26 protein-coding genes and 1 other annotated feature are annotated in these 24,169 nt (G+C 53.8%); of the genes, 13 read left to right on the top strand and 13 right to left on the bottom strand.

What is annotated here, in order from left to right; all coding sequences use genetic code 11:
- Positions 1-29 precede the first annotated feature (29 nt).
- From gndA to wzzB, 3 genes are all read left to right on the top strand, one after another.
- Positions 30-1,436, top strand: coding sequence for an NADP-dependent phosphogluconate dehydrogenase (gndA, locus tag KI228_RS14035; RefSeq protein WP_061069890.1), 1,407 nt, complete (start codon positions 30-32; stop codon positions 1,434-1,436).
- A gap of 247 nt (positions 1,437-1,683) precedes the next feature.
- Entirely contained in the window at positions 1,684-2,850 is a 1,167-nt protein-coding gene (ugd, locus tag KI228_RS14030) for a UDP-glucose 6-dehydrogenase (RefSeq protein ID WP_061069891.1), read from the top strand.
- A gap of 143 nt (positions 2,851-2,993) precedes the next feature.
- Complete coding sequence (wzzB, locus tag KI228_RS14025) at positions 2,994-3,977, top strand: LPS O-antigen chain length determinant protein WzzB (protein WP_141227701.1); 984 nt, start codon at positions 2,994-2,996, stop codon at positions 3,975-3,977.
- A gap of 62 nt (positions 3,978-4,039) precedes the next feature.
- Here the strand turns inward: wzzB and hisIE are convergent, their stop codons facing one another.
- From hisIE to hisL, 9 genes are all read right to left on the bottom strand, one after another.
- Complete coding sequence (hisIE, locus tag KI228_RS14020) at positions 4,040-4,651, bottom strand: bifunctional phosphoribosyl-AMP cyclohydrolase/phosphoribosyl-ATP diphosphatase HisIE (RefSeq protein ID WP_061069893.1); 612 nt, start codon at positions 4,649-4,651, stop codon at positions 4,040-4,042.
- Positions 4,645-5,421, bottom strand: coding sequence for an imidazole glycerol phosphate synthase subunit HisF (hisF, locus tag KI228_RS14015; protein WP_061069894.1), 777 nt, complete (start codon positions 5,419-5,421; stop codon positions 4,645-4,647). Before hisF ends, hisIE begins: the two co-directional genes overlap by 7 nt.
- Positions 5,403-6,140 (bottom strand): 1-(5-phosphoribosyl)-5-[(5-phosphoribosylamino)methylideneamino]imidazole-4-carboxamide isomerase, encoded by a 738-nt coding sequence (gene hisA, locus KI228_RS14010; protein ID WP_061069895.1) that lies wholly within the window; start codon positions 6,138-6,140, stop codon positions 5,403-5,405. Before hisA ends, hisF begins: the two co-directional genes overlap by 19 nt.
- Entirely contained in the window at positions 6,140-6,730 is a 591-nt protein-coding gene (gene hisH / locus KI228_RS14005) for an imidazole glycerol phosphate synthase subunit HisH (protein ID WP_043000211.1), read from the bottom strand. The genes hisA and hisH overlap by 1 nt, the downstream gene beginning before the upstream one ends.
- On the bottom strand, positions 6,730-7,797 hold the full coding sequence (hisB, locus tag KI228_RS14000; protein WP_043000212.1) for a bifunctional histidinol-phosphatase/imidazoleglycerol-phosphate dehydratase HisB: 1,068 nt from the start codon (positions 7,795-7,797) through the stop codon (positions 6,730-6,732). Before hisB ends, hisH begins: the two co-directional genes overlap by 1 nt.
- Complete coding sequence (gene hisC / locus KI228_RS13995) at positions 7,794-8,873, bottom strand: histidinol-phosphate transaminase (RefSeq protein WP_061069896.1); 1,080 nt, start codon at positions 8,871-8,873, stop codon at positions 7,794-7,796. Before hisC ends, hisB begins: the two co-directional genes overlap by 4 nt.
- Positions 8,870-10,174 carry a histidinol dehydrogenase gene (gene hisD / locus KI228_RS13990; protein ID WP_212807482.1) on the bottom strand — a complete coding sequence of 435 codons (1,305 nt, stop codon included), beginning with the start codon at positions 10,172-10,174 and terminating at the stop codon, positions 8,870-8,872. The genes hisC and hisD overlap by 4 nt, the downstream gene beginning before the upstream one ends.
- A gap of 5 nt (positions 10,175-10,179) precedes the next feature.
- Entirely contained in the window at positions 10,180-11,079 is a 900-nt protein-coding gene (gene hisG / locus KI228_RS13985) for an ATP phosphoribosyltransferase (protein WP_043000214.1), read from the bottom strand.
- A gap of 46 nt (positions 11,080-11,125) precedes the next feature.
- Positions 11,126-11,249: a sequence feature (His leader region), on the bottom strand.
- Complete coding sequence (gene hisL, locus KI228_RS13980; protein WP_001364200.1) at positions 11,225-11,275, bottom strand: his operon leader peptide; 51 nt, start codon at positions 11,273-11,275, stop codon at positions 11,225-11,227. (Overlaps the previous feature by 25 nt.)
- A 162-nt stretch (positions 11,276-11,437) precedes the next feature.
- On the opposite strand from hisL, the gene KI228_RS13975 reads away from it, so the two are divergent.
- The 6 genes from KI228_RS13975 (at position 11,438) to tsuB (ending at position 16,372) form a co-directional block, all read left to right on the top strand.
- Positions 11,438-12,262, top strand: coding sequence for an SDR family oxidoreductase (locus KI228_RS13975; protein WP_061069897.1), 825 nt, complete (start codon positions 11,438-11,440; stop codon positions 12,260-12,262).
- Between the two features lie 46 nt (positions 12,263-12,308).
- Positions 12,309-13,238: a LysR family transcriptional regulator gene (locus KI228_RS13970; RefSeq protein ID WP_212807481.1), complete on the top strand. Its 930-nt coding sequence runs from the start codon at positions 12,309-12,311 to the stop codon at positions 13,236-13,238.
- A 216-nt stretch (positions 13,239-13,454) separates the two neighbouring features.
- Positions 13,455-13,517, top strand: coding sequence for a membrane protein YoeI (yoeI, locus tag KI228_RS13965; RefSeq protein WP_099433339.1), 63 nt, complete (start codon positions 13,455-13,457; stop codon positions 13,515-13,517).
- A complete protein-coding gene (locus tag KI228_RS13960) occupies positions 13,507-14,868 on the top strand; it encodes an APC family permease (protein ID WP_044258725.1) in 1,362 nt (453 codons plus the stop codon). The genes yoeI and KI228_RS13960 overlap by 11 nt, the downstream gene beginning before the upstream one ends.
- 202 nt (positions 14,869-15,070) lie before the next feature.
- Positions 15,071-16,129, top strand: coding sequence for a thiosulfate utilization transporter TsuA/YeeE (gene tsuA / locus KI228_RS13955; protein WP_212807480.1), 1,059 nt, complete (start codon positions 15,071-15,073; stop codon positions 16,127-16,129).
- A 15-nt stretch (positions 16,130-16,144) separates the two neighbouring features.
- Positions 16,145-16,372 carry a thiosulfate utilization sulfurtransferase TsuB/YeeD gene (tsuB, locus tag KI228_RS13950; protein ID WP_000985275.1) on the top strand — a complete coding sequence of 76 codons (228 nt, stop codon included), beginning with the start codon at positions 16,145-16,147 and terminating at the stop codon, positions 16,370-16,372.
- 35 nt (positions 16,373-16,407) lie between these two features.
- Here the strand turns inward: tsuB and sbcB are convergent, their stop codons facing one another.
- Positions 16,408-17,832, bottom strand: a complete 1,425-nt coding sequence (gene sbcB / locus KI228_RS13945) for an exodeoxyribonuclease I (RefSeq protein ID WP_043000219.1) — start codon at positions 17,830-17,832, stop codon at positions 16,408-16,410.
- A gap of 240 nt (positions 17,833-18,072) precedes the next feature.
- Between sbcB and dacD the strand changes: the two genes are divergently transcribed.
- The 4 genes from dacD (at position 18,073) to KI228_RS13925 (ending at position 21,520) form a co-directional block, all read left to right on the top strand.
- Positions 18,073-19,245 carry a serine-type D-Ala-D-Ala carboxypeptidase DacD gene (gene dacD, locus KI228_RS13940; protein ID WP_061069947.1) on the top strand — a complete coding sequence of 391 codons (1,173 nt, stop codon included), beginning with the start codon at positions 18,073-18,075 and terminating at the stop codon, positions 19,243-19,245.
- A 121-nt stretch (positions 19,246-19,366) separates the two neighbouring features.
- The gene (gene sbmC, locus KI228_RS13935; protein WP_044267048.1) at positions 19,367-19,840 is read left to right on the top strand and encodes a DNA gyrase inhibitor SbmC; all 474 of its coding nucleotides are present in this window, start codon (positions 19,367-19,369) and stop codon (positions 19,838-19,840) included.
- A 125-nt stretch (positions 19,841-19,965) separates the two neighbouring features.
- A complete protein-coding gene (locus KI228_RS13930) occupies positions 19,966-21,024 on the top strand; it encodes an FUSC family protein (protein WP_043000222.1) in 1,059 nt (352 codons plus the stop codon).
- A 160-nt stretch (positions 21,025-21,184) separates the two neighbouring features.
- Positions 21,185-21,520, top strand: coding sequence for a DUF496 family protein (locus tag KI228_RS13925; protein ID WP_042318175.1), 336 nt, complete (start codon positions 21,185-21,187; stop codon positions 21,518-21,520).
- A gap of 35 nt (positions 21,521-21,555) precedes the next feature.
- On the opposite strand, the gene KI228_RS13920 is transcribed toward KI228_RS13925, so the two are convergent.
- The 3 genes from KI228_RS13920 to pduV all read right to left on the bottom strand — a co-directional run bounded on the left by KI228_RS13920 (position 21,556) and on the right by pduV (position 24,165).
- Entirely contained in the window at positions 21,556-22,422 is an 867-nt protein-coding gene (locus KI228_RS13920) for a GHMP family kinase ATP-binding protein (RefSeq protein ID WP_061069948.1), read from the bottom strand.
- A 91-nt stretch (positions 22,423-22,513) separates the two neighbouring features.
- The gene (locus tag KI228_RS13915) at positions 22,514-23,728 is read right to left on the bottom strand and encodes an acetate/propionate family kinase (protein ID WP_061069949.1); all 1,215 of its coding nucleotides are present in this window, start codon (positions 23,726-23,728) and stop codon (positions 22,514-22,516) included.
- The gene (pduV, locus tag KI228_RS13910; protein ID WP_061069950.1) at positions 23,713-24,165 is read right to left on the bottom strand and encodes a EutP/PduV family microcompartment system protein; all 453 of its coding nucleotides are present in this window, start codon (positions 24,163-24,165) and stop codon (positions 23,713-23,715) included. The genes KI228_RS13915 and pduV overlap by 16 nt, the downstream gene beginning before the upstream one ends.
- Between the last annotated feature and the right edge of the window lie 4 nt (positions 24,166-24,169).

Raw genomic sequence — 24,169 nt, 5'->3', positions numbered from 1 at the left:
GCGGTGACCACACCTGACAGGAGTATGTAATGTCTAAGCAACAGATCGGCGTCGTCGGTATGGCAGTGATGGGGCGCAACCTGGCGCTCAACATCGAGAGCCGTGGTTATACCGTCTCCGTGTTCAACCGCTCCCGTGAAAAGACCGAAGAAGTGATTGCCGAAAACCCTGGCAAGAAACTGGTGCCTTACTACACGGTGAAAGAGTTTGTTGAATCCCTCGAAACGCCTCGTCGCATCCTGTTAATGGTGAAAGCAGGCGCGGGTACCGATGCTGCTATTGATTCTCTGAAACCGTATCTGGATAAAGGCGATATCATCATTGATGGTGGTAATACTTTCTTCCAGGACACCATTCGTCGTAACCGTGAACTTTCTGCTGAAGGTTTCAACTTCATCGGCACCGGTGTTTCCGGTGGTGAGGAAGGTGCGCTGAAAGGGCCGTCTATCATGCCGGGTGGGCAGAAAGAAGCCTACGAACTGGTGGCACCGATTCTGACGAAGATCGCAGCAGTCGCTGAGGATGGCGAGCCTTGCGTGACTTACATCGGTGCTGATGGCGCAGGCCATTACGTGAAAATGGTTCACAACGGTATCGAATATGGCGATATGCAGCTCATCGCTGAAGCCTATTCTCTGCTGAAAGGCGGCCTGAATCTCTCTAATGAAGAGCTGGCCAGCACCTTTACGGAATGGAACAACGGCGAGCTTAGCAGCTACCTGATTGACATCACTAAAGACATCTTCACCAAAAAAGATGAAGAGGGTAAATACCTCGTTGATGTCATTCTGGACGAAGCGGCAAACAAAGGTACCGGTAAGTGGACAAGCCAAAGTTCTCTGGATCTCGGCGAACCGCTGTCTTTGATCACTGAATCCGTTTTTGCGCGTTACATCTCCTCGCTGAAAGACCAGCGTGTGGCGGCTTCTAAGGTCCTGACCGGTCCGAAAGCGCAGCCTGCGGGTGATAAAGTCGAGTTTATTGAGAAAGTTCGTCGTGCACTGTACCTCGGCAAAATCGTTTCCTACGCGCAGGGCTTCTCTCAGCTGCGTGCGGCGTCCGACGAGTACAACTGGGATCTGAATTACGGTGAAATCGCGAAGATTTTCCGTGCAGGCTGCATTATTCGTGCGCAGTTCCTGCAGAAGATCACGGACGCCTACGCGAAGAATGCAGGCATTGCCAATCTGCTCTTAGATCCGTACTTCAAGAACATCGCTGATGAATATCAGCAGGCGCTGCGTGATGTTGTTGCCTACGCTGTTCAGAATGGCATCCCGGTACCGACCTTCTCTGCGGCCGTTGCCTACTATGACAGCTATCGTGCTGAAGTATTGCCAGCTAACCTGATCCAGGCACAACGTGATTACTTCGGTGCGCATACCTATAAGCGTACTGATAAAGAAGGCGTATTCCATACGGAATGGTTGGATTAATCTGATTCAGTCCCAAGTTTGGAGCAAAGCCCGAAGAGACCCTTCGGGCTTTTTTATTGTGCGAAGACCTATATCACCGGGGGAGAAAGAACATAGAACTAAGAAAAGGAGGGTTATAATACGCGCTTTTCTACCCACCTCCTTACCTTGACAGGGAATCAGCATTAGGGTTACAACCCCTACAATTGTATAGGTTGTTGGGTGCTTTAGAGCCCTCAACATGTTTAACCAGAAGAAGTCAGAGCTAATGAAGATAACAATTTCAGGAACAGGTTATGTCGGCCTCTCAAACGGCATTCTGATTGCGCAAAATCACGAAGTTGTCGCAATGGACATTGTGCAGGCTAAAGTGGATATGCTCAACAGAAAGCAATCACCAATTGTCGATAAAGAGATTGAAGAGTATCTGGCAACTAAAGAACTCAATTTTCGTGCTACGACAGATAAATACGATGCGTACCAAAATGCCGATTTCGTTATAATTGCGACCCCAACAGACTATGACCCTAAGACGAATTATTTTAATACCTCAAGTGTAGAATCTGTAATTCGCGATGTAGTGGAAATTAATCCTAATGCAGTAATGATTATCAAATCAACAATTCCTGTCGGCTTCACTCGAGCTATTAAAGAACGGCTGGGAGTTAATAATGTAATCTTTTCTCCGGAGTTTCTGCGTGAAGGTAAGGCGCTCTATGACAACTTATATCCATCGCGTATTGTCATCGGCGAGCGCTCTGAACGGGCAGAGCGGTTTGCCGCTTTGCTTCAGGAAGGGGCGGTGAAGCAAGATATTCCTACGCTGTTTACAGATTCTACCGAAGCAGAAGCGATCAAGCTTTTTGCCAACACCTATCTGGCGATGCGCGTGGCCTATTTTAACGAACTCGATAGCTACGCTGAAAGTTTAGGTTTAAATACCCGCCAGATCATCGAGGGGGTTTGTCTGGATCCGCGTATTGGCAATCACTACAACAATCCCTCATTTGGTTACGGCGGTTATTGCCTGCCAAAGGATACCAAGCAGCTTCTGGCTAATTATCAGTCAGTCCCGAATAACATTATTTCAGCGATCGTTGATGCCAACCGCACTCGTAAAGACTTTATCGCTGATGCCATTCTCGCCAGAAAACCAAAGATTGTAGGGATATATCGTCTGATCATGAAAAGCGGCTCGGATAACTTCCGCGCATCGTCCATTCAGGGGATCATGAAGCGCATTAAAGCCAAAGGTGTGGAAGTGGTGATTTATGAACCTGTGATGCAGGAAGAGATGTTTTTCAATTCGCGTATTGAGCGTGATTTGACACAGTTTAAACAACAGGCTGACGTCATTATCTCGAACCGGATGGCTGAAGAACTCAAAGACGTATTCGAGAAAGTCTATACCCGAGACCTTTTCGGTAGTGATTGATAAGTCAACTGAGGGGAAGGGAGTCCCTGATAATGGGTTAAAGACCTACCAGAATTTTCGCAATCTTGTCAAATTTCCTATGGCATAAATTACGTTTCCCGATAAACTGTGGCGAGTTTAGAGCTTTCTTGTTTAAGGCAATGATGACAGTGGAAAATAACAACCTATCCGGGCGCAGCAACGAACCGGAACAGATTGATTTGATTGACTTAGTGATTCAGATTTGGCGCGGTAAAGTGACAATAATCATCTGCGTTATTGTGGCTATCGCTCTGGCCGTGGGTTACCTGGCGGTAGCGAAAGAAAAATGGACCTCAACGGCGATTATTACTCAACCTGACGCTGGCCAGTTGGCAACGTATACCAATGCCATGAGTATCCTTTACGGTCAGGATGCGCCAAAAGTGAACGATGTTCAGTCGGGTGTGATTGGACGTTTTAACTCGGCATTTTCCGCGCTTTCTGAAACGCTTGATAATCAGCAACAGCCAGAGAAGCTGACCATCGACCCGTCTGTAAAAGGCCAGCCTCTTCCGTTGAAAGTTTCCTATCAGGCAACCTCGGCTGAATCTGCGCAAAAAACGCTGGCGCAGTACATTCAACAGGTTGATGAAGCGGTCTCCAAAGAAATTAATACTGACCTCGCGATGAGCATTAAAACACGTGCTTCTGACTTAGAGCATTCACTCGTAGCGCAGGAAAAGGTCGCTCAGGAACAAAAAGCACTGCGCATTGCCCAGATCACCCAGGCGCTTTCCGTTGCGAAACAGGCCAACATCAAGCTGCCGCAGGTCCAGCAGGCCGATCAGGTCTCCCAGGACACTATGTTTATGCTGGGGAGCGATGCGCTTTCATCGATGGTGAATAACGAAGCGACCCGCCCGCTAACGTTTTCGGATGACTACTACCTGACCCGTCAGAATCTCTTAGCGGTTAAGGCGCTGAAAGTGCAGCCTGACAGTATTCATGCTTATCGCTATGTGATGAAGCCGACGTTGCCGATTCGTCGCGATAGCCCGAAAAAAACGATCACTCTGATACTGGCGACACTGCTCGGTGGAATGATTGGTGCCGGCGTGGTGCTGGGGCGTAACGCGCTGCGTAACTACAAGCCAAAAGCGCAGTAACTTAATTGATGTAATAAAAAACCGGGCCAGTTGAACTGACCCGGTTTTTTTACGCCTTACGATCACTGATGGCGCTTGCGCAGGTTCTCAATGACCGTCGTCAGGTCGAGATCCTGATCCTGCAGCAGGACCAACAGGTGATACATCAAATCCGATGCTTCGTTGGTCAGTTCGAATTTGTCATGTACCGTGGCTGCCAGCGCGGTTTCGACACCTTCTTCACCCACTTTTTGTGCGATGCGCTTGGTGCCGCTGGCATACAGTTTCGCGGTATAGGAACTTGCCGGGTCGGCTGTTTTGCGTGCAGCGAGTAGTTGTTCAAGTTGATACAAGAACAGCCACTGATGACTGGTCTCGCCGAAGCAGCTATTGGTGCCTTTGTGACAGGTGGGTCCGACAGGATTCACCAGCACCAGCAGGGTATCGTTATCACAGTCTGGCGCAATGCTGACCACGTTCAGAAAGTTGCCCGACGTCTCGCCTTTGGTCCACAGACGCTGTTTGGTGCGTGAGAAAAAGGTGACTTTGCCGGTTGCAAGGGTTTTATCCAGCGCGTCTGGGTTCATATAGCCCAGCATCAACACTTCACCGGACACCGCGTGCTGTACGACGGCAGGCATCAGTCCGTCGGTCTTTTTCCAGTCCAGTTGGCTGCGTTGTTGCTCTGTTAACATATCCTGATCTCCACGCCCTGCGTTGCCAGGTACGCTTTTAATTCACCAATATTGATTATCTGTTTGTGGAAGACGGAGGCGGCAAGCGCGCCAGCGACATCGGCATCGCGGAAAGCCTCGAGGAAGTGTTCCATGGTTCCCGCACCGCCGGACGCGATCAGCGGTACGCGGCAAACGTCACGTACCTTTTTCAACTGTTCGAGGTCGTAACCGTTACGCACGCCGTCCTGGTTCATCATGTTGAGGACGATTTCTCCGGCACCGCGCTTTTGCACTTCCTGTACCCAGTCGAGAGTTTCCCAGGTGGTAACGCGGGTGCGGCTTTCGTCGCCGGTATACTGATTGACATGGTACTTACCGGTTTCAGCGTCGTACCAGGTATCAATACCCACCACAATACACTGTACGCCAAAGCGATCTGCCAGACGGGTAATCAGCGTCGGGTCAGCCAGGGCTGGCGAATTGATGGAGATTTTGTCTGCACCAAACGAGAGAATTTTGGCCGCGTCGTCAACCGACTTGATCCCGCCCGCCACGCAGAAAGGAATGTCGATCACTTCCGCGACGCGCGAAACCCAGCTTTTATCGACCACACGACCATCGCTGGACGCGGTAATATCGTAAAACACCAGTTCATCGGCACCTTCATCGGCGTAGCGTTTCGCCAGCGGGACGATGTCGCCGATGATTTCGTGATTACGGAACTGCACGCCTTTCACGACCTGACCATCGCGAACGTCGAGGCAAGGGATTATACGTTTTGCCAGCATTGGATCGCCTCCTTAACGGTGAATTTGCCTTCCAGCAGCGCACGCCCGACGATCACGCCGCGCACGCCGGTTCCGCGCAGGGCCGCAACGTCATTGATGTCGCCAATGCCACCGGAGGATTGAAAGGCAATTTGCGGGTATTTTGCACAGACTTCTTCATACAAGGAGACATTCGAGCCCGCCAGCGTGCCATCGCGAGAAATATCCGTACAGAGCACATGTTTCAGGCCCACTGGCAGATAGGTTTCGACCAGTTCTTCGAGCGAAATGCCGGAGTTTTCCTGCCAGCCGCTCACCGCCACCTGTTTGTTTCCTTGCTCATCTATGCGGACATCGAGCGCCAACACCAGGGCATCAGCGCCAAAACGCGCGAACCAGCCTTTCACCATGTCTGGCGACTTTACCGCCGTGGAGCCAACCACCACACGAGCGACACCCGCTGCCAGCAGGGCCGCAACGTCGTCTTCAGTACGTACGCCGCCGCCGACCTGGACCGGTACGTTCACGCCAGCTACCAGGGTTTTTATCAGCGGGATCTGTCGTTTCGCCGGATCTTTCGCGCCGGTTAAGTCAACCAGGTGTAACACCTCGGCACCCTGCGCTGCGTAATCCTGTAAACGCGGTAGTGGGTCGGTGCCATAATCGCGCTGCTGTGCATAATCGCCCTGATGGAGACGCACGACGGTGCCGTCGATCAAATCTAAAGCCGGAATAATCATCACATCTCCAGAAAGTTTTTCAGCAACTGTGCGCCAGCGGCACCCGAACGCTCCGGGTGGAACTGCACGCCAAAGAAGTTATCTTTTTGTACGGCGGCGGTGAACGGTTCGCCGTAGTGGCATTGGGCGATGGTCCACGGATTGACCGGCATGGCATAGCTGTGCACAAAATAGAAATACGCGCCGTCTTCAATACCCTGGAATAACCGGTTGCCTGCCTGCGGGTAGACGCGGTTCCAGCCCATATGCGGCAGCGGTAAACCGAAATCGGTCATCTTCGGTACGTCCTGATCGACGATGCCCAGCAGGTCGACGCCGTTCGTCTCCTCACTTCGCCGCCCCAGAATTTGCATTCCGAGGCAAATGCCCAGCACTGGCTGCGTGCAAGCTTTTATCAGCTCGATCAGTTCGCGCTCGCGTAACTGGTCCATTGCCGCCTGTGCCGTACCGACGCCGGGGAGAAAAAGTTTATCGGCCATTAACACCACGTCCGGGTCGCGGCTGACCACCGGATCATAACCGTGACGCGCGACTGCGGATTTCACCGAGTTCAGGTTGGCGCAGCCGGTGTCGAGGATCACCACGTTCATCACAGCACTCCTTTGGAGGAGGGAAGGGTATCACCCTCAACGCGAATGGCCTGGCGCAGGGTACGGCCGAAAGCTTTGAACAGACTCTCCACGCGATGATGGTCGTTTTTACCTTTCGTTTTCAGATGCAGCGTCACGCCCATGGTGTAGGAGAGTGATCGGAAGAAGTGTTCGATCATCTCGGTACTCAGATCGCCGACGCGCTGATAGGTGAACTCGGCACGGTATTCGAGGTGCGGACGCCCGGAGATATCCAGCGCACAGCGCGCCAGGCATTCGTCCATCGGCAGCACAAAGCCAAAACGGTTGATACCGCGCTTATCGCCGAGAGCCAGTTTTAACGCTTCGCCCAGCGCCAGACCAGTGTCTTCCACGGTGTGGTGATCATCGATGTAAAGATCGCCTTTGACGGTGATCTCCATGCGGAACCCGCCGTGTGTCGCAATTTGATCGAGCATATGGTCGAAGAAGCCGACGCCGGTGTTAATTTTGCTGCCGCCTTCGCGGTCCAGCCACACTTTAACGTCAATCTGCGTCTCTTTGGTGACGCGCTCAACGTGGGCATAGCGATCGCGTTTCGTTAGTTGCTCGCCGATTGCCGTCCAGTTCAGCGTCTCGCGATGGTAACGGAGCCCGGTAATCCCCATGTTTTCAGCCAACTGGATATCGGTAGCGCGATCGCCAATCACGTAGCTGTTGGCGCTGTCCATCGCCTGCTCAGCGAGATAGCGTTCGACCAGCTTCACTTTCGGCTTACGGCAGTCGCACTCATCTGCAGGCAAGTGCGGGCAGATCAGCACTTCATCAAACTGCACGCCCTGAGAGGTCAGGATTTGCATCATCAGATTATGCGGGCCGTCGAAATCGGCTTGCGGGAAGCTTTGCGTTCCCAGACCGTCCTGATTAGTGATCATCACCAGCTTAAAGCCCGCGTTTTGCAGCTTCAGCAGCACCGGCACTACGTCGGGCTCGAAGGCGAGTTTGTCAAAGCGATCCACCTGGAAATCGCTCGGCGGTTCGGAAATCAGGGTTCCATCACGATCAATAAAGAGATACTTCTGGCTCATACTTGCTCCGCACGTAAAGCGTCAATGACGCGCTGGCTTTCTTCACGGGTACCAACAGTAATACGCAGACAGCCGCTTAAAGAAGGTTGCTTGTTCTGGTCTCGTAAGATAATGCCCTGATCCCACAAAGATTTAAATACGCTACTGGAGGCGGTAAAGCGCGCCAGAATGTAGTTGGTTTCGGAGTCAAAAACCTGTTCAACACAGGCAATCTCTTTAAGCGCTTTCACCAGGTACTGACGCTCAAGCAGGATCTGCGCCACGCGTTCGCGCATAGCATTGACGCCTTGCGGGCTCAGCGCTTGTTCGGCAATGTCTGCAACAGGGGTAGAAAGCGGGTAGGGAGCGATCACTTTCAACAACAGGTTAATCACCTCCTCATTCGCCAGCGTAAAGCCGCAGCGCAGACCAGCGAGGGCAAACGCCTTGGACAGCGTGCGCAGAATGACGAGGTTAGGATACTCAGAAAGCCAACCCGCCAGCGTTGCCTGCGGGCAAAACTCGATATAGGCCTCGTCGGCGACCACAATGGCTTTGCCACGTGTCAGTTCCAGCAGCGTGCGCAGATCCTGCGGGTTAATCAGTTGTCCGGTGGGGTTATTGGGACTGCACACATAGACCACTTTCACGCCTTCGAGACTGTCAGAGATGCCCTGCATATCCAGTTGCCAGCCATCCAGCGCAGGAACGGTGCGGCATTCGACGCCAATGGTTTCGGCACTGACGCTATACATGCCGTAGGTCGGCGGGCAGTAGAGAATGGCGTCTTTTCCCGGTTCGCAGAAGGCGCGGATAAGCAACTCAATGCCTTCATCTGCGCCGCGGCTGACCAGTACCTGCTCAGGTTTAACTCCGGCGTACTGCGCATAATTTTCAATCACCGCTTTCGGCTGGCATTCCGGGTAACGGTTCAACGTTTGCCGGGTGAGTTGATATTCAACCGCTGTCGGGAATTCGTTGGCATTGAGCCAGACGTCGCCGTTGCCGCCCAGACGACGAGCAGATTGATACGGCGTCAGATTGCGGACGTTTTCACGGGCTAAGTCGGTGACGCTGAACGTGTTTTCAGTGCTCATGCTTGCTCCTTCAGGGCGTTAACGCGCAGGGTGACGGCATTTTTGTGAGCGGTCAGGCGTTCCGCCGCCGCCAGTGTCTCGATGGTTGAAGCCAGCGCGGAGAATCCCGCTTTCGACAGTTCCTGAACCGTCATGCGCTTCTGAAAATCCGCCAGCCCGAGGCTGGAACAGGTGGCGGTATAGCCGTAGGTCGGCAGCACGTGGTTAGTCCCGGAGGCGTAATCACCCGCTGACTCCGGCGACCAGTCGCCGAGGAACACCGAACCGGCACTGGTGATGTCATCAACCAGCTCGCGGGCATGACGGGTTTGAATAATCAGGTGCTCAGGTCCATAGAGGTTAGAGATGGCAATACACTGCGCCAGATCTTTCGTCACGATTAATCGACTGGCGCTGAGCGCCTGACGCGCCGTTTCTGCGCGCGGGAGTTCAGCCAGTTGACGTTCAACGGCTTCGGCAACGCGACGGGCGATGTCGGCATCCGGGGTCAGCAGAATGACCTGGGAATCCGGACCGTGTTCCGCTTGCGAAAGCAGATCGGAGGCGACGAAATCCGGCGTGGCGCCGCTGTCGGCAATCACCAGCACTTCGGACGGTCCGGCTGGCATATCAATCGCCGCAACGTCAAGACGCTGGCTCACCTGACGCTTCGCTTCGGTCACAAATGCGTTTCCAGGGCCAAAAATTTTGTCTACTTTCGGCACGGATTCGCTGCCAAACGCCAGCGCGGCAATGGCCTGTGCACCGCCAACATTAAAGACTTCCTGCACACCGCACAGCTGCGCCGCGTAGAGAATTTCATCGGCAATCGGCGGCGGGGAACACAGCACCACCTTCTTACAGCCCGCAATACGTGCCGGGGTGGCGAGCATCAGCACGGTAGAAAAGAGCGGGGCGGATCCGCCGGGAATATACAAACCGACGGACACCACTGGGCGCGTCACCTGCTGGCAGCGGACGCCTGGCTGGGTTTCCACATCAACGATCGGTAATTGTTGCGCGTTATGGAAGGTTTCAATGTTTTGCACCGCGACAGCCATCGCCTGTTTGAGATCGTCGCTTAGTCGTGCGCTGGCGGCGGCTATCTCTGCTGGGGTCACCTTCAGCGTCGCAACCTCGGTTTTATCAAACTTCGCGCTGTACTCGCGCAGGGCGTCATCACCACGGGTTTTGACGTTATCCAGAATCTCGCTCACGGTGCGGGTGATGCTGTCAGACGCAGAAATCGCCGGGCGCGTCAGTAATTCACGCTGCTGCTCAGGGGAACAGGCGTTCCAGTTAATGATTGTGCTAAAGCTCATGGCCATCACTCCATCATCTTCTCAATTGGCAGCACCAGAATCGAACTGGCGCCGAGCGCTTTCAGTTTTTCCATCGTCTCCCAGAACAGGGTTTCGCTGCTGACCATGTGCATCGCCACGCGTTGCTGATCGCCAGCCAGCGGCAGAATAGTTGGGCGTTCGGCGCCTGGCAGCAGCGCGATGACCTCTTCCAGACGCTCGCTTGGCGCGTGCATCATGATGTATTTCGATTCGCGAGCCTGGATAACGCCCTGAATACGGGTCAGCAGCTTATCGACCAGTTGCTGCTTGGCGTCGGTCATCTCACCGTCACGCTGGATCAGACAGGCTTTAGAACGGTAAATCACTTCGACTTCGCGCAGCCCGTTGGCTTCCAGGGTCGCGCCGGTCGAGACCAGATCGCAGATGGCATCGGCGAGGCCCGCGCGCGGAGCCACTTCCACAGAACCGTTCAGCAAGCAGGATTTAAAAGAGACGCCTTTCTGGTCGAGATAACGTTTGAGCAGGTGCGGATAAGAGGTGGCGATGCGCTTGCCATCCAGCGCGGCGGGGCCATCCCAGGCTTCATCCACCGGCGTTGCCAGGGAAAGGCGGCAACCGCCAAAGTCGAGACGACGCAGCGTAAAGTAGCGCGGATCTTCACCCTGGGCGCGGCGGTTCAGCAGTTCTTCTTCCAGAACGTTCTCACCGATGATGCCCAGGTCAACCACGCCGTCCATCACCAGACCGGGGATATCGTCGTCACGCACACGCAGAATATCAATTGGCATATTCTCTGCCATCGCAATCAGGCGCTGAGTGTGTAAATTAATTTTAATCCCACAGCGGGCGAGTAATTCGCGTGAGTCATCGCTCAAACGACCTGATTTCTGAATAGCTATGCGTAAACGGCTGTTGTCTAACATTCTCTTTTCCTCTTTATCCTGTCTGAACCTGTCTGAATTTCGCGCCAAAAAAAAGCCCCCGGAAGATGATCTTCCGGGGGCTTTCTCATGCGTTCATGCACCACTGGAAGATCTGAATGTCTCCCAGCACACATCGCCTGAAAGACTAGTCAGGATGATGGTGATGATGGTGATGTTTAAATTGAACGCGTGTCATAAAATTCTCGATGAATGCTTATTCATGTGATGCCTTTTAACCTAAACCACTTTAACGCCTTAAAGCAAGCGCTTTTTTTAATTCCTATTTATAGTATGAATTGTCAGTCTTAAAACGCTGGCGTAGCCTTATAGACATAGTGCTGGAGTCAGGAGAAAACGGATGAAAAAGGTCGCAGTTGTCGGTTTAGGATGGTTAGGCATGCCGCTGGCGATGCAGCTCGCTGCCAGAGGCTGGCAGGTGACGGGGAGCAAAACCACCCAGGATGGCGTGGAAGCGGCCAGAATGAGCGGGATCGAAGGATATCCGCTACGGCTCGAGCCTGAATTGGTGTGTGAAACAGACGATCTGGATGCGCTGATGGATGTCGATGCGCTGGTGATTACCTTACCGGCTCGACGCAGCGGTCCGGGAGAGGACTTCTATTTGCAGGCGATGCAGGAGCTGGTGGACAGCGCGCTGGCGTATCGTATTCCGCGCATTATCTTTACCAGTTCGACCTCCGTCTATGGTGATGTCCAGGGGACGGTAAAAGAGGGAACCCCGCGCAATCCGGTCACCGCCAGCGGCCGTGTGTTAAAAGAGCTGGAAGACTGGCTGCATAATTTACCGGGTACCTCGGTTGATATCTTGCGACTGGCCGGGTTGGTAGGGCCGGGGCGTCATCCAGGTCGCTTCTTCGCGGGCAAAACCGCGCCTGACGGCGAACACGGCGTCAATCTGGTGCATCTGGAAGATGTGATTGCCGCCATTACGCTGCTGTTACAGGCACCGAAAGGGGGACACATCTATAATATATGTGCGCCTTCGCATCCTGCACGCAATGTGTTTTATCCGCAGATGGCGCGTCTGTTGGGAATGGAGCCGCCGCAGTTCCGCGATTCAGCGGATAACGGTAAAGGTAAAATTATCGATGGCAGCCGGATTTGTAATGAGCTTGGGTTTGAATACCAGTATCCCGATCCGCTGGTGATGCCGTTGGAGTAATGCATACCGCCAGCAGTTAGTCGCCATACAACGCAAGGGGGCGTGTATGAAACCACTGCTGGACGTGCTCATCATCCTTGATGCCCTTGAGAAAGAGGGCAGCTTCGCGGCGGCGTCCGCCAAACTGTATAAGACGCCGTCAGCTCTTAGCTATACCGTCCACCGTCTGGAAAGCGACCTCAACATTCAGATCCTCGATCGCAGTGGCCATCGCGCCCGGTTCACGCGCACGGGGCATATGCTGTTAGAGAAAGGGCGAGAAGTTCTGCATACCGTGCGGGAACTGGAAAAGCAGGCGATAAAACTCCACGAAGGCTGGGAAAATGAACTGGTGATCGGCGTGGACGATACCTTTCCTTTTTCCCTGCTCGCCCCCCTGATTGAATCCTTTTATCAGCACCACAGCGTCACGCGCCTGAAATTCATTAATGGCGTGTTGGGGGGATCGTGGGATGCGCTGATCCAGGGCAGGGCGGATATTATTGTTGGCGCGATGCATGAACCTCCTTCATCCAGCGACTTTAGCGTTGCGCGCCTGGGTGAGCTGGAACAGATTTTCGCCGTTGCGCCACACCATCCGCTGGCTGAAGAAGCCGAGCCGCTGAGCCGCAGTACCATCAAACGCTATCGCGCGATTGTGGTCGGCGACAGTTCGCCTCTCGCTGCTGCAACGGCGACGCAACTGCTTGACGATCAAGAGGCCATCACCGTCTTCGATTTTAAAACCAAACTGGAACTGCAAATCAGCGGTCTGGGATGCGGTTATCTTCCGCGTTATCTGGCGCAGCGCTTCCTGGAAAGTGGGGCGCTGATCGAGAAAAAAGTGGCGGCGCAAATTCTCTTTGAACCAGTATGGATGGGGTGGAATGAGCAGACGGCGGGGCTCGCCAGCGCCTGGTGGCGGGACGCGATTTTAGCAAATAGTGCTATTGCGGGGATCTATAAAAAAGACGATAGCGAAAAATCAAACATTTAAGAAAAAATAGTTCGCGACAAGCTACTCATTCTCTTGTCTTTTCGCCTCATTTTAGTGCACAATGCGCCGCTTGCAAAAAATGACATTAACCGACGTTTTAATACGCGTCGGTTATTTTTTTGCATCAAACCAATCATTCATACAAAGAGGCCGGGCTTCGTACCGGATAGATATTTACTAAAAACCGACAGTTGTTGTCGCTGAGGAATCCAGAAGATGGGGCAATTTTTTGCTTACGCGACGGCATTCGCCGTAAAGGGGAATGACCATGTCGCATAACGCTACTCCAAAAACCTCTCGCGTGGAATTGCGTAAAACGCTTACGCTGATTCCGGTTGTCATGATGGGCCTTGCCTATATGCAGCCAATGACGCTGTTCGATACGTTTGGTATCGTTTCAGGCCTCACTGACGGTCACGTTGCAACGGCGTATGCCTTTGCGCTGGTCGCTATTCTCTTTACTGCGTTGAGCTACGGTAAACTGGTTCGCCGTTTCCCGTCCGCTGGCTCGGCGTATACCTATGCCCAGAAATCCATTAGTCCGACCGTTGGCTTTATGGTTGGTTGGTCATCTCTGCTGGACTACCTGTTCATGCCGATGATCAACATCCTGTTGGCAAAAATTTACTTTGAAGCGCTGGTGCCATCCGTACCGTCGTGGATCTTTGTTGTCGCGCTGGTGGCCTTTATGACCATCTCCAACCTGCGCAGCATCAAGACCGTGGCAAACTTCAATACCCTGATTGTGATCCTGCAGATGGGCATTGTGGCGGTGATTGTTGGCCTGATCATCTACGGCGTTTCGAACGGTGAAGGCGCTGGTACGCTGACCAGCACGCGTCCGTTCTGGTCGGAAGGCGCGCACGTCGTGCCAATGATTACTGGAGCAACGATTCTGTGCTTTTCGTTCCTGGGCTTTGACGGTATCTCTTCGCTGTCTGAAGAGACCAAAGATGCAGAGCGCGTGATCCCGAAGGCTATCTTCCTGACGGCGCTGATTGGCGGCCTGGTATTCATCGGTGCCTCTTACTTCCTGCAACTGTACTTCCCGGATATCTCTCGCTTTAAGGATCCGGATGCCTCTCAGCCTGAAATCATGCTGTATGTGGCGGGTAAAACCTTCCAGTGGGGCGTGCTGATTTTCTCCAGCGTGACCGTTCTGGCGTCCGGTATGGCGGCACACGCAGGCGTCTCTCGTCTGATGTACGTGATGGGCCGTGACGGCGTATTCCCGACGCGCTTCTTTGGTTACATTCATCCGAAGTGGCGTACCCCGGCATGGAACGTGCTGCTGGTGGGGGCAATTGCGCTGATGGCGATTAAATTTGACCTGGTGACGGCGACGGCGCTGATCAACTTCGGTGCGCTGGTGGCGTTTACCTTCGTGAACCTGTCTGTGATTTCACAGTTCTGGATCCGCGAAAAACGCAACAAGACGCTGAAAGACCACTTCAATTATCTGGTGCTGCCGGTATGTGGCGCGCTGACTGTTGGGGCGCTGTGGATCAACCTGGAAGAGAGCTCTATGGTTCTGGGGCTGATCTGGGCCGGTATTGGTCTGGTGTATCTGGCCTGCGTGACCAAAAGTTTCCGCAACCCGGTTCCGCAGTACGAAGATATCGCCCAGTAATTCATAAGGTTTGTAGACCCGGTAAGCGAAGCGACACCGGGCAGGAAGCCGGAGTTAACCACTCCGGCTTTTTTTATGTCGCTGGTTTATTTCCCGTCATTATTCATAACCATTCGTTCTAAATTAGAGAATTTCGTTATTGGTTCCCGGCCGCATGCTCAGGAATAATTTCCTGATTGATATTCTTCAGGCTAATGAATTTATGTTTTCAATGATTTTAAGCGGAGTTATCTGCGGCGCGCTGTTGGGCTTTGTAATGCAACGTGGTCGATTCTGCCTGACCGGCGGTTTCCGCGACATGTATATCGCTAAAAACAACCGTATGTTTTATGCGCTGCTGATTGCGATTTCCTTGCAGAGCGTCGGTGCCTTTGCGCTGATTCAGGCGGGAGTGATTCGTTACGATGCGGGCGCGTTCCCGTGGCTCGGTACCATTGTTGGCGGTTATATCTTCGGGATTGGAATTGTCTATGCGGGCGGATGTGCCACCGGAACCTGGTATCGTGCGGGTGAGGGGCTGATCGGCAGCTGGATAGCACTGGCGACCTACATGGTGATGAGCGCGGTAATGCGTTCATCCCATGCCAGCGGTTTAAACCAGACGTTAAAAACGTACAGCACGGAGCACAACTCCATTGCTGATACGCTGAACCTCTCCGTCTGGCCGCTGATCGCCGTTCTGCTGGTGGTGACGCTCTGGGTAGTCAGTAAAGAGCTGAAAAAGCCAAAGCTGAAAGTCGCCTCTTTGCCGCCGCGTCGTACCGGGCTTGCACATATTTTGTTTGAAAAACGCTGGCATCCGTTCGTGACGGCGGTACTGATTGGTCTTATCGCGCTGCTGGCCTGGCCGCTGAGCGAAGCTACCGGGCGTATGTTTGGACTCGGGATCACCTCGCCGACGGCTAACATTCTGCAGTTCCTGGTGGCGGGAGACAGCAAATTCCTTAACTGGGGCGTTTTCCTGGTGCTGGGGATTTTCCTTGGTTCGTTCATCGCGGCGAAAGCCAGTCGTGAATTCCGCGTGCGGGCTGCCGATGCGGCAACCACGCTGCGCAGCGGCTTCGGCGGGATCCTGATGGGATTTGGCGCCAGTATTGCCGGTGGTTGCTCTATCGGTAACGGTCTGGTGATGACGGCGATGATGACCTGGCAGGGCTGGATTGGCCTGGTATTTATGATCCTTGGCGTCTGGACCGCGTCATGGATTGTGTTTGTTCGACCGCAGCGTAAAGCCCGTCTGGCAACCGCTGCGGCAAATTAAGCGTAAGGATTAATGATGGCGATTAAAAAACTGGACGTGGTCACACAGGTTTGCCCGTTCCCACTGATTGAAGCAAAAGCCGCGCTGGCTGAAATGGCGAGCGGTGACGAACTGGTAATTGAGTTTGACTGCACACAGGCGACAGAAGCGATCCCACAGTGGGCTGCTGAAGAAGGGCATGCGATTACAGATTATCAGCAGGTTGGCGATGCCGCCTGGAGCATCACCGTCCAGAAAGCGTGATAACAGGCCCTCCGCCGTGGCGCGGAGGGCGATTCTCAGACGATCTCTTCAGCGTACTGCCACAGCGCCTTCAGCAGTACCTGCTTCTCTTTATCATCCGCATATTCCTGATACAACATCTGCAACTCGTCGGCGTAGCGCTGCAAATATTCCGGCGTAAAGACCTGACGACGGTGCTCCAGCCAGCGCTGTTGCTCCGCTTCATCCAGCGTGCCGGGGAAATTACGCGCCCGATAGTTGAACAGCAGTTTCTCAATACGTGGATCGACAAAGGTGATGTCCAGTGCCGGCAGGTTTTGCGGGTCGGTTTCCAGCACAATTTTCATTGCCGCACGGTCAGCATCGCTAAAGAAACCATTATAAAGCTGGGCATCGACGTTGTCAGACGGCGTGAACGGCTCGGCTTCGGCAAAGATGGCGACCACTTTGTCACGCACCTGCGGATTTTCACGCAGGACTTTCAGATTATCGAGACAGTGCTGGCGATTAATCCCCAGACGGTCGGCATCTTCCGGGCGCAGCGTGTTCGCCTGCGCCAGCACCGGGCATTTGTTGATGTGCACCAGCTTCAGCGGCACGGCGGCGGTATCGCCCAGATCGGCTTTGGCGGTGTACAGACGTTCGCGCAGGGTGTCGCTGTCCAGTTCCAGCAACGGCGAAATATCACCGGCCAGGTCGACCATGATCACCGCATTACGGTTATCCGGATGCCAGGCCAGCGGTGCAACCCAACTGGTGTTGCCGCGCCATGCGCCAAACATGCCGGAAACATGCACCAGCGGTTTCATTTGCGGCACGTCAATCAGCGCGGCCAGCTTGTGCTTATTGCGGTGCGTATAGAGATACTCAAACAGACGTGGCTGCCGTGACTTCACCAGTTGCGCCATCGCAATGGTGGCATAGACATCCGCCATCGCATCGTGCGCGTTGCTGTGCTCAATACCGTTTGCTTTCGTCAGATGCTCCAGGCGAAAGCTGGGGAGGCCGTCGTCATTTTCCGGCCAGTTGATGCCTTCCGGGCGCAGGGCGTAGCAAGCGCGCATCACGTCCAGCAGATCCCAGCGCGAATTATCATGCTGCCAGCTCCAGGCGTAGGGATCGTAGAAGTTACGGTACAGCACGTTGCGCGTAACCTCGTCGTCGAAGCGCACGTTGTTGTAGCCAATAATGCAGGTTTTCGGCACCGTAAACAGGGCGTGGATCCGCGCGGCAAACGCAGCTTCATTATCACCTTTCTCTCGTGCTTCCTGCGGGGTGATTCCGGTGACCATCACCGCGCCAGGCTGGGGCAAATAGTCATCCGCCGGTTTGCAGTAAAAAACCTCAGGTTCACCGATGATGTTGAATTCGCTATCGGTACGCAGAGCGGCAAATTGCGCAGGTCTGTCGAGCGCCGGATGAATGCCAAAGGTTTCGTAATCGTGGAAGAGAAAGGTGGGTTGTTGCTTGCCGTCATTCATAAATAAGTGGGTTCCGTGACTTCTGGTTGCGCGCTGCCTGGACTGCACAGAGTACCAAAATTCGGCGTGGTAATCAGCCTGACTCACAGAGAAGAAAGACAGAAAGCGGCTGGAGATAAGGTGCAACGGATCAATCAAACAGGGAATAATGTGCGATAAGTCACATTTTCTTGCAATTATTCCCTGTTCGTTTATCAGAATTTCCGTAAAAAGGACGGCTCTTTTGAAACGTCTGAGGACATGCTGTTGAAACCCCGTCTGTTTATTACCGCTTCTTTACTCGCGATGCATCTCTCTTCTGCACTTGCTGCCGGTACGGCTGACTTTGCGCCACCGCCACCTGGCATTGAAGCCGGTTCATGGGTGCTTATGGATTACACCACGGGGCAAATTCTCACGGCGGGTAATGAACATCAGCAGCGCAATCCTGCCAGCCTGACCAAGCTGATGACCGGTTACGTGGTTGACCGCGCCATTGACAGCCAGCGCATTACCCCGGACGACATTGTCACCGTGGGACGCGACGCGTGGGCGAAGGACAACCCGGTGTTCGCCGGATCCTCATTGATGTTCCTCAAAGAAGGGGACCGGGTGTCCGTGCGCGATTTAAGCCGTGGGTTGATTGTTGATTCCGGTAACGACGCCTGCGTGGCGCTGGCTGACTATATCGCCGGAGGACAACCGCAGTTTGTCGCGATGATGAACAATTACGTCAAGAAGCTCAATTTGCGGGACACTCATTTTGAGACGGTGCACGGACTGGATGCCCCTGGTCAGCACAGTTCAGCTTACGATCTGGCGGTGTTGTCTCGGGCAATCATTCATGGTGAGCCGGCGTTTTATCACATGTACAGTGAGAAAAGCCTCACCTGGAACGGTATTACCCAGCAAAACCGTAACGGACTGCTGTGGGATAAAACCATGAACGTTGATGGCCTGAAAACCGGGCACACCTCAGGCGCGGGGTTCAATTTGATTGCTTCTGCGGTGGACGGTCAGCGCCGACTGATTGCCGTGGTGATGGGCGCGAATAGCCCAAAAGGGCGTGAGGAGCAGGCACGTAAACTGCTGCACTGGGGACAACAAAATTTCGACACGGTGCAAATCCTGCGCAGCGGTAAGCAGGTCGGAACGGAGCGTATCTGGTACGGTGATAAAGAGAAAATCGCGTTAGGTACCGAACACGATTTCTGGATGGCACTGCCAAAGGCGGAAATCCCGCACATCAAAGCGAAGTACATCCTGGATAAGAAGGAACTGGAAGCGCCGCTTGCCGCCAATCAACGGGTCGGGGAAATTGAACTCTACGACCGCGACAAACTGGTCGCTCACTGGCCTCTGGTCACGCTGGAAGTCGTCGGTAAGGGAGGCGTCTTCTCCCGTCTGAGTGATTATTTCCATCACAAAGTCTGAATCGTACTGACAGAGACTGGCAGGAGTTCGGTTCCGCTCACATAATAACCACAAAGTGCTTGTGACGGCGGTTTAGTCTTCGTTATGCTGTATATAAATACAGTGTAACGATGGAGGCAACATGAATTACGAGATCAGAAACGCTGATAAGCGCACCGTTGCAGGTTTCCACCTGGTGGGACCGTGGGAGCAAACGGTGAAACAAGGCTTTGACCAGTTGATGATGTGGGTCGATGGCAAGCAGGTTGTGGCGCAGGAGTGGATCGCCGTTTACTTCGACAATCCGGATGAAGTGCCCGCCGAAAAACTGCGCTGTAGTACGGTCGTTTCCGTGCCTGCTGATTTTGTCATCCCGGAAAACAGCGAAGGCGTGACGCTCAGCGAAATCGACGGCGGTCAATATGCGACGGCAGTTGCACGCGTCGAAAATAATGATTTTGCCACGCCGTGGTATCAGTTCTTCAATAGCCTGATGCAGGACAAGGCATATGAAATGGCATGCAAACCCTGCTTTGAAGTCTATCTGAATAACGGTTGCGAAGACGGTTACTGGGATATCGAGATGTATATCGCGGTGCAACCTGCCACGAAGTAAGCCTAAAACCAGGCGGACCGGCGCGGAGCGACTACGCTTAGCGAGATGTCCTGTCCGCCACAGTGAACTTCTGCGCGTAAAAACAGGTACAATTATTTTTTGCTTTTTCCTGACGGAGTGCATGAGTGCGTGCCGACAAGTCACTGAGTCCATTTGAAATCCGCCTGTATCGCCATTACCGCATTGTGCATGGTATTCGCATTGCACTGGCCTTCATCCTGACTTTTTTGCTTGTTCGTTTATTTAACATTCCGGAAGGGACATGGCCCTTGATTACGCTGGTGGTGATTATGGGGCCGATCTCGTTCTGGGGAAACGTGGTTCCCCGTGCCTGGGAGCGGATTGGTGGTACGATCCTCGGATCGGTGCTGGGCCTGGTGGCGCTGCGTCTTGAGCTATTCTCATTGCCACTGATGCTGCTCTGGTGTGCGGCAGCTATGTTCCTGTGTGGATGGCTCGCGTTAGGAAAAAAACCGTATCAGGCGCTCTTGATTGGCATCACGCTTGCTGTCGTCGTGGGTGCGCCCGCTGGCGATATGGAGACCGCACTCTGGCGCGGCGGCGATGTCATTCTGGGGGCGCTCCTCGCCATGCTGTTCACCGGAATCTGGCCGCAGCGCGCCTTCATTCACTGGCGCATCCAACTGGCGCACTGCGTGACGGCCTATAACCGGGTGTATCAGGCCGCGCTGTCGCCTAATCTGTTAGAACGTCCCCGTCTGGATAAACATCTGCAACAGCTATTAGGTGACGTGGTAAAAATGCGCGGACTTATTACGCCGGCGAGCAAAGAGACGCGCATCCAGAAATCTATTTTTGAAGCCATTCAGACCGTCAATCGTAATTTGGTTTGCATGCTCGAATTGCAGATCAATGCCCTGTGGGCGACCCGTGAAAGCCATTTCGTCATGCTCAATGCCCATACGCTGCGGGAAACGCAGCAAATGACCCAGCAGGCGCTGTTGACGATTGCCCATGCCTTGTTCGAAGGTAATCCGCAGCCGATTCTCGCCAACAGCGAAAAACTGAACGAGATCGTTAACGAATTGCGCACGCTGATCCGTCAGCACGATGAACATCATGTGGCTGAAACGCCGATTCATGGCTATGTCTGGCTAAGCCTGGAAACCGCCCGTCAACTGGAGCTGCTGTCGCATCTTATCTGTCGCGCACTGCGCAAATAAAAAGCAGGTAAGGGGAATGCTGCCCTGGCTGCTTCGATTCAGCAAGGAATAAGGGTATGATGGAAACCAGAATGAAGCCATTGTCATTTGCGGCTGCGAAAAGTAATGTTAGCCCTATCGTTTAAACGAATCCGACTCTCACATTATCAGGGGTGTAAAAATGGAAACTACCAAGCCATCTTTCCAGGACGTGCTGGAATTTGTCCGTCTGTTCCGTCGTAAAAACAAACTGCAGCGTGAAATCCAGGACGTTGAGAAAAAGATCCGTGACAACCAGAAACGTGTTCTGCTGCTGGACAACCTGAGCGATTACATCAAGCCGGGGATGAGTGTTGAAGCTATTCAGGGCATCATCGCCAGCATGAAAAGCGACTATGAAGATCGCGTTGATGACTACATCATCAAAAATGCAGAGATATCCAAAGAACGTCGCGACATCTCCAAAAAGCTGAAGGCGATGGGTGAAATGAAAAACGGCGACGCGAAAGCGGAGTAACGTTTTGCCAGCAGTGAGGATCCGTCAGGCGATCCTCACTGTCGTTTTACGCCACCGCTGACCATTCGCAATAAATGCTGTTCCGGCCAGTGCTCAGTCAGTCTGTTCCTTGCCAGTAACCACTTAACGTAATCAACATCGTGTCGCTGTCTGTCGAGCATCAGTCCGACGACGCTGCCGCTGTGCGCCACGTTCACGCCGTATAAACCACACTCTTCAACCAGCGACAATAGCGCGTCGAAATCCGGTTTTGGCAACAGCATCTGGCTGGCAATAGCGCTCAGCGTCGCCGCTTCTCCCATACGATAAGGATTTTGCTCCGCACAGGCTTCCTGTACTTTTTCCCATGCCCGCTTCAGCGCCGGTGCGCCCGCATGTAAACCTGCCTGCCGGGGAATGCGATGATAATCCGCGGTGCGTAAAGTTTGCGGACTCTCCAGTACGAGAAGATCCAGCGCCGGTTGAGCATCGCAGGGGATTTGCGTTGATGCGTCGTTGTGGTCAAACAGCGTCAGTTGCTGAAAAACGGTGCTGTCCGTCGGTTCCAGCGAGACGCATAGTTGCGCGAGGGTGGACTCATCCAGCTGATGGCCCAGATGCTGCGCGGTGGCGACAGCGGTTGCGGCAATATCCGCCGTACTGCTGGCCATGCCTTTGGCAATCGGGATAGTTGAATGGATCGAAACACGGATATCCTGACTCAGGTAGGCAGGGTAGTCCCAGTGTTCAAGAAGTCGGTTGACCATCGCCCGCGAAAGAGGGCGCTCATCCGCCAGAGGGGAACCGGTGCTGACCTCGACGGTGCTGTACCAGTCAACCGGGCAGGAGACCAGTTTCTCGCTGCCCATTATCCAGCCCTGAATAAGTTCACCGCACGACGCGGGGCACTGCGCAACAGCCACGTTATCACCTTTCTGATCTGCAATCCTCGGCGCATAGTGTCATGGCGATTGCGCTATTACCATGATTTGCCGCAATTTGCGCGGCGCGAACTCAGGCCGACACGGCGATACTTTCTGATTCTGCGAGAGCAATCCGCATCACATCCTGGGCTATCATCAGCTCTTCGTTGGTGTTGATGACCGCCACTTTAACCATGGCGTTTTCCGCCTGAATAAAGGTCGCATTACGCTGATTCTTTTCTTCGTCTACGATCAGACCCAGGAAGTGCAGATTCTGGCAGATTGCCGCTCTGGCGCGCGCTGAGTTTTCCCCGATACCTCCAGTAAACACCAGCGCATCCAGACCCCCCATCTGCATGATATAGCTGCCAATCGTGGCGCGAATACGCTCTGCAAACAGTGACAGGGCAAGCGCGGCGCGGGGATTTCCGCCGTCAGCAGCCTGCTCAACGTCACGATAATCATGCGAGACGCCTGAAACACCTAGCAGTCCGGATTCATTGTTCAACAGGTGGTTAAGTTGCTGTGGCGTTTGGCCTTCACGTTGCGCAACCCACGGCAAGATGGATGGGTCGATATCCCCGCTGCGGGTACCCATCATCACGCCGGACTGTGGGGTGAAGCCCATCGAAGTATTAACCGACTTACCGCCTTTAATCGCGCAAATACTGCTGCCATTGCCCAGATGGCAACACACGACCCGCAGCGCGCTAAGCGGGACGCCAAGTTTTTCGGCGAGCGTCGCGCTGACGTACTTATGGCTGGTCCCATGAAAACCGTAGCGACGGATACCAAACTCTGCGTAATACCGCCACGGAAGCGGATAGATATAGGCTGGCTCTTCCAGCGTTTGATGAAACGCGGTATCAAACACGGCAACCGAAGGCACGTTGGGCAGCAACTGGCGAAACACGTTGATGCCGAGCAGGTTAACCGGGTTGTGCAAGGGCGCCAGTTCGGCAAGGCGTTCAATTTCCGCCAGTGATTCATCGGTCACGCGCGCAGAATCTTTAAACGATTCCCCGCCATGCGCCACACGATGGCCGACCCCCTCGATGTCCTGCAGGCTGGTAATAATGCCGTGGCTGATCAGCATTTCGAGAAGCAGGGTCACCGCCTCGCGATGGTCGGCAACCGGGGTGGTCTGCTGCCATTTTTGATCCTGCGCTTGCAGGGTGATCCGGGCATCCGGCAGGCCGATACGTTCAATCAGCCCCTGACACAGCAAATCACCCTGCGGCATGTCCAGTAACTGAAATTTAAGGGACGAGCTGCCCGCGTTGATCGCCATTATTTTGTGAGACATGAAGATTCCTTTTGGTTCAGAAAGGCAAACAGTTCATCGAGTCCGGAATGGTTGACGGCGCTGGTCACGAACACACGTTCTGCGCCAGCCTGTTCCAGCCAACCTGTGACCTGCGCAATTTTCTGCGGGTCCGCTAAATCTGATTTGGTCACAACGCCGAACGCCGGTCTGTTCATTGGTGCCGTAAAACCGGGGGAAAAAGGTGACCACTGAGCATCGCTGTTGAGCACGAGCGCAATGACATCCGCCTCGCAGGCACTCGCCAGCAGCGCGCTGTAAAGACAGCGGTTTTCCAGATATTCGCCAGGCGTGTCGATGGTTTTGGCAGACCAGACAATCGCCTGCGTTTTCTGATACGCGAGAGCCTCGCCGCGCAGACACTGCGTCAGCGAGGTCTTACCGCACTGGCTGGGGCCAATTAACATCATGCGCTGCATTACG

It is taken from the genome of Citrobacter amalonaticus (assembly GCF_018323885.1).
Classification (GTDB): Bacteria; Pseudomonadota; Gammaproteobacteria; order Enterobacterales; family Enterobacteriaceae; genus Citrobacter_A; species Citrobacter_A amalonaticus.
This window is presented reverse-complemented; position numbering and strand designations above follow the sequence as displayed.

Bases quoted from the DNA above. Each gene is read 5' to 3' on its own strand.
- gndA (WP_061069890.1), top strand. From the start codon at position 30: ATGTCTAAGCAACAGATCGGCGTCGTCGGTATGGCAGTGATGGGGCGC.
- ugd (WP_061069891.1), top strand. From the start codon at position 1,684: ATGAAGATAACAATTTCAGGAACAGGTTATGTCGGCCTCTCAAACGGC.
- wzzB (WP_141227701.1), top strand. From the start codon at position 2,994: ATGACAGTGGAAAATAACAACCTATCCGGGCGCAGCAACGAACCGGAA.
- hisIE (WP_061069893.1), bottom strand. From the start codon at position 4,651: ATGTTAACAGAGCAACAACGCAGCCAACTGGACTGGAAAAAGACCGAC.
- hisF (WP_061069894.1), bottom strand. From the start codon at position 5,421: ATGCTGGCAAAACGTATAATCCCTTGCCTCGACGTTCGCGATGGTCAG.
- hisA (WP_061069895.1), bottom strand. From the start codon at position 6,140: ATGATTATTCCGGCTTTAGATTTGATCGACGGCACCGTCGTGCGTCTC.
- hisH (WP_043000211.1), bottom strand. From the start codon at position 6,730: ATGAACGTGGTGATCCTCGACACCGGCTGCGCCAACCTGAACTCGGTG.
- hisB (WP_043000212.1), bottom strand. From the start codon at position 7,797: ATGAGCCAGAAGTATCTCTTTATTGATCGTGATGGAACCCTGATTTCC.
- hisC (WP_061069896.1), bottom strand. From the start codon at position 8,873: ATGAGCACTGAAAACACGTTCAGCGTCACCGACTTAGCCCGTGAAAAC.
- hisD (WP_212807482.1), bottom strand. From the start codon at position 10,174: ATGAGCTTTAGCACAATCATTAACTGGAACGCCTGTTCCCCTGAGCAG.
- hisG (WP_043000214.1), bottom strand. From the start codon at position 11,079: ATGTTAGACAACAGCCGTTTACGCATAGCTATTCAGAAATCAGGTCGT.
- KI228_RS13975 (WP_061069897.1), top strand. From the start codon at position 11,438: ATGAAAAAGGTCGCAGTTGTCGGTTTAGGATGGTTAGGCATGCCGCTG.
- KI228_RS13970 (WP_212807481.1), top strand. From the start codon at position 12,309: ATGAAACCACTGCTGGACGTGCTCATCATCCTTGATGCCCTTGAGAAA.
- KI228_RS13960 (WP_044258725.1), top strand. From the start codon at position 13,507: ATGTCGCATAACGCTACTCCAAAAACCTCTCGCGTGGAATTGCGTAAA.
- tsuA (WP_212807480.1), top strand. From the start codon at position 15,071: ATGTTTTCAATGATTTTAAGCGGAGTTATCTGCGGCGCGCTGTTGGGC.
- tsuB (WP_000985275.1), top strand. From the start codon at position 16,145: ATGGCGATTAAAAAACTGGACGTGGTCACACAGGTTTGCCCGTTCCCA.
- sbcB (WP_043000219.1), bottom strand. From the start codon at position 17,832: ATGAATGACGGCAAGCAACAACCCACCTTTCTCTTCCACGATTACGAA.
- dacD (WP_061069947.1), top strand. From the start codon at position 18,073: ATGCTGTTGAAACCCCGTCTGTTTATTACCGCTTCTTTACTCGCGATG.
- sbmC (WP_044267048.1), top strand. From the start codon at position 19,367: ATGAATTACGAGATCAGAAACGCTGATAAGCGCACCGTTGCAGGTTTC.
- KI228_RS13925 (WP_042318175.1), top strand. From the start codon at position 21,185: ATGGAAACTACCAAGCCATCTTTCCAGGACGTGCTGGAATTTGTCCGT.
- KI228_RS13915 (WP_061069949.1), bottom strand. From the start codon at position 23,728: ATGTCTCACAAAATAATGGCGATCAACGCGGGCAGCTCGTCCCTTAAA.
- pduV (WP_061069950.1), bottom strand. From the start codon at position 24,165: ATGCAGCGCATGATGTTAATTGGCCCCAGCCAGTGCGGTAAGACCTCG.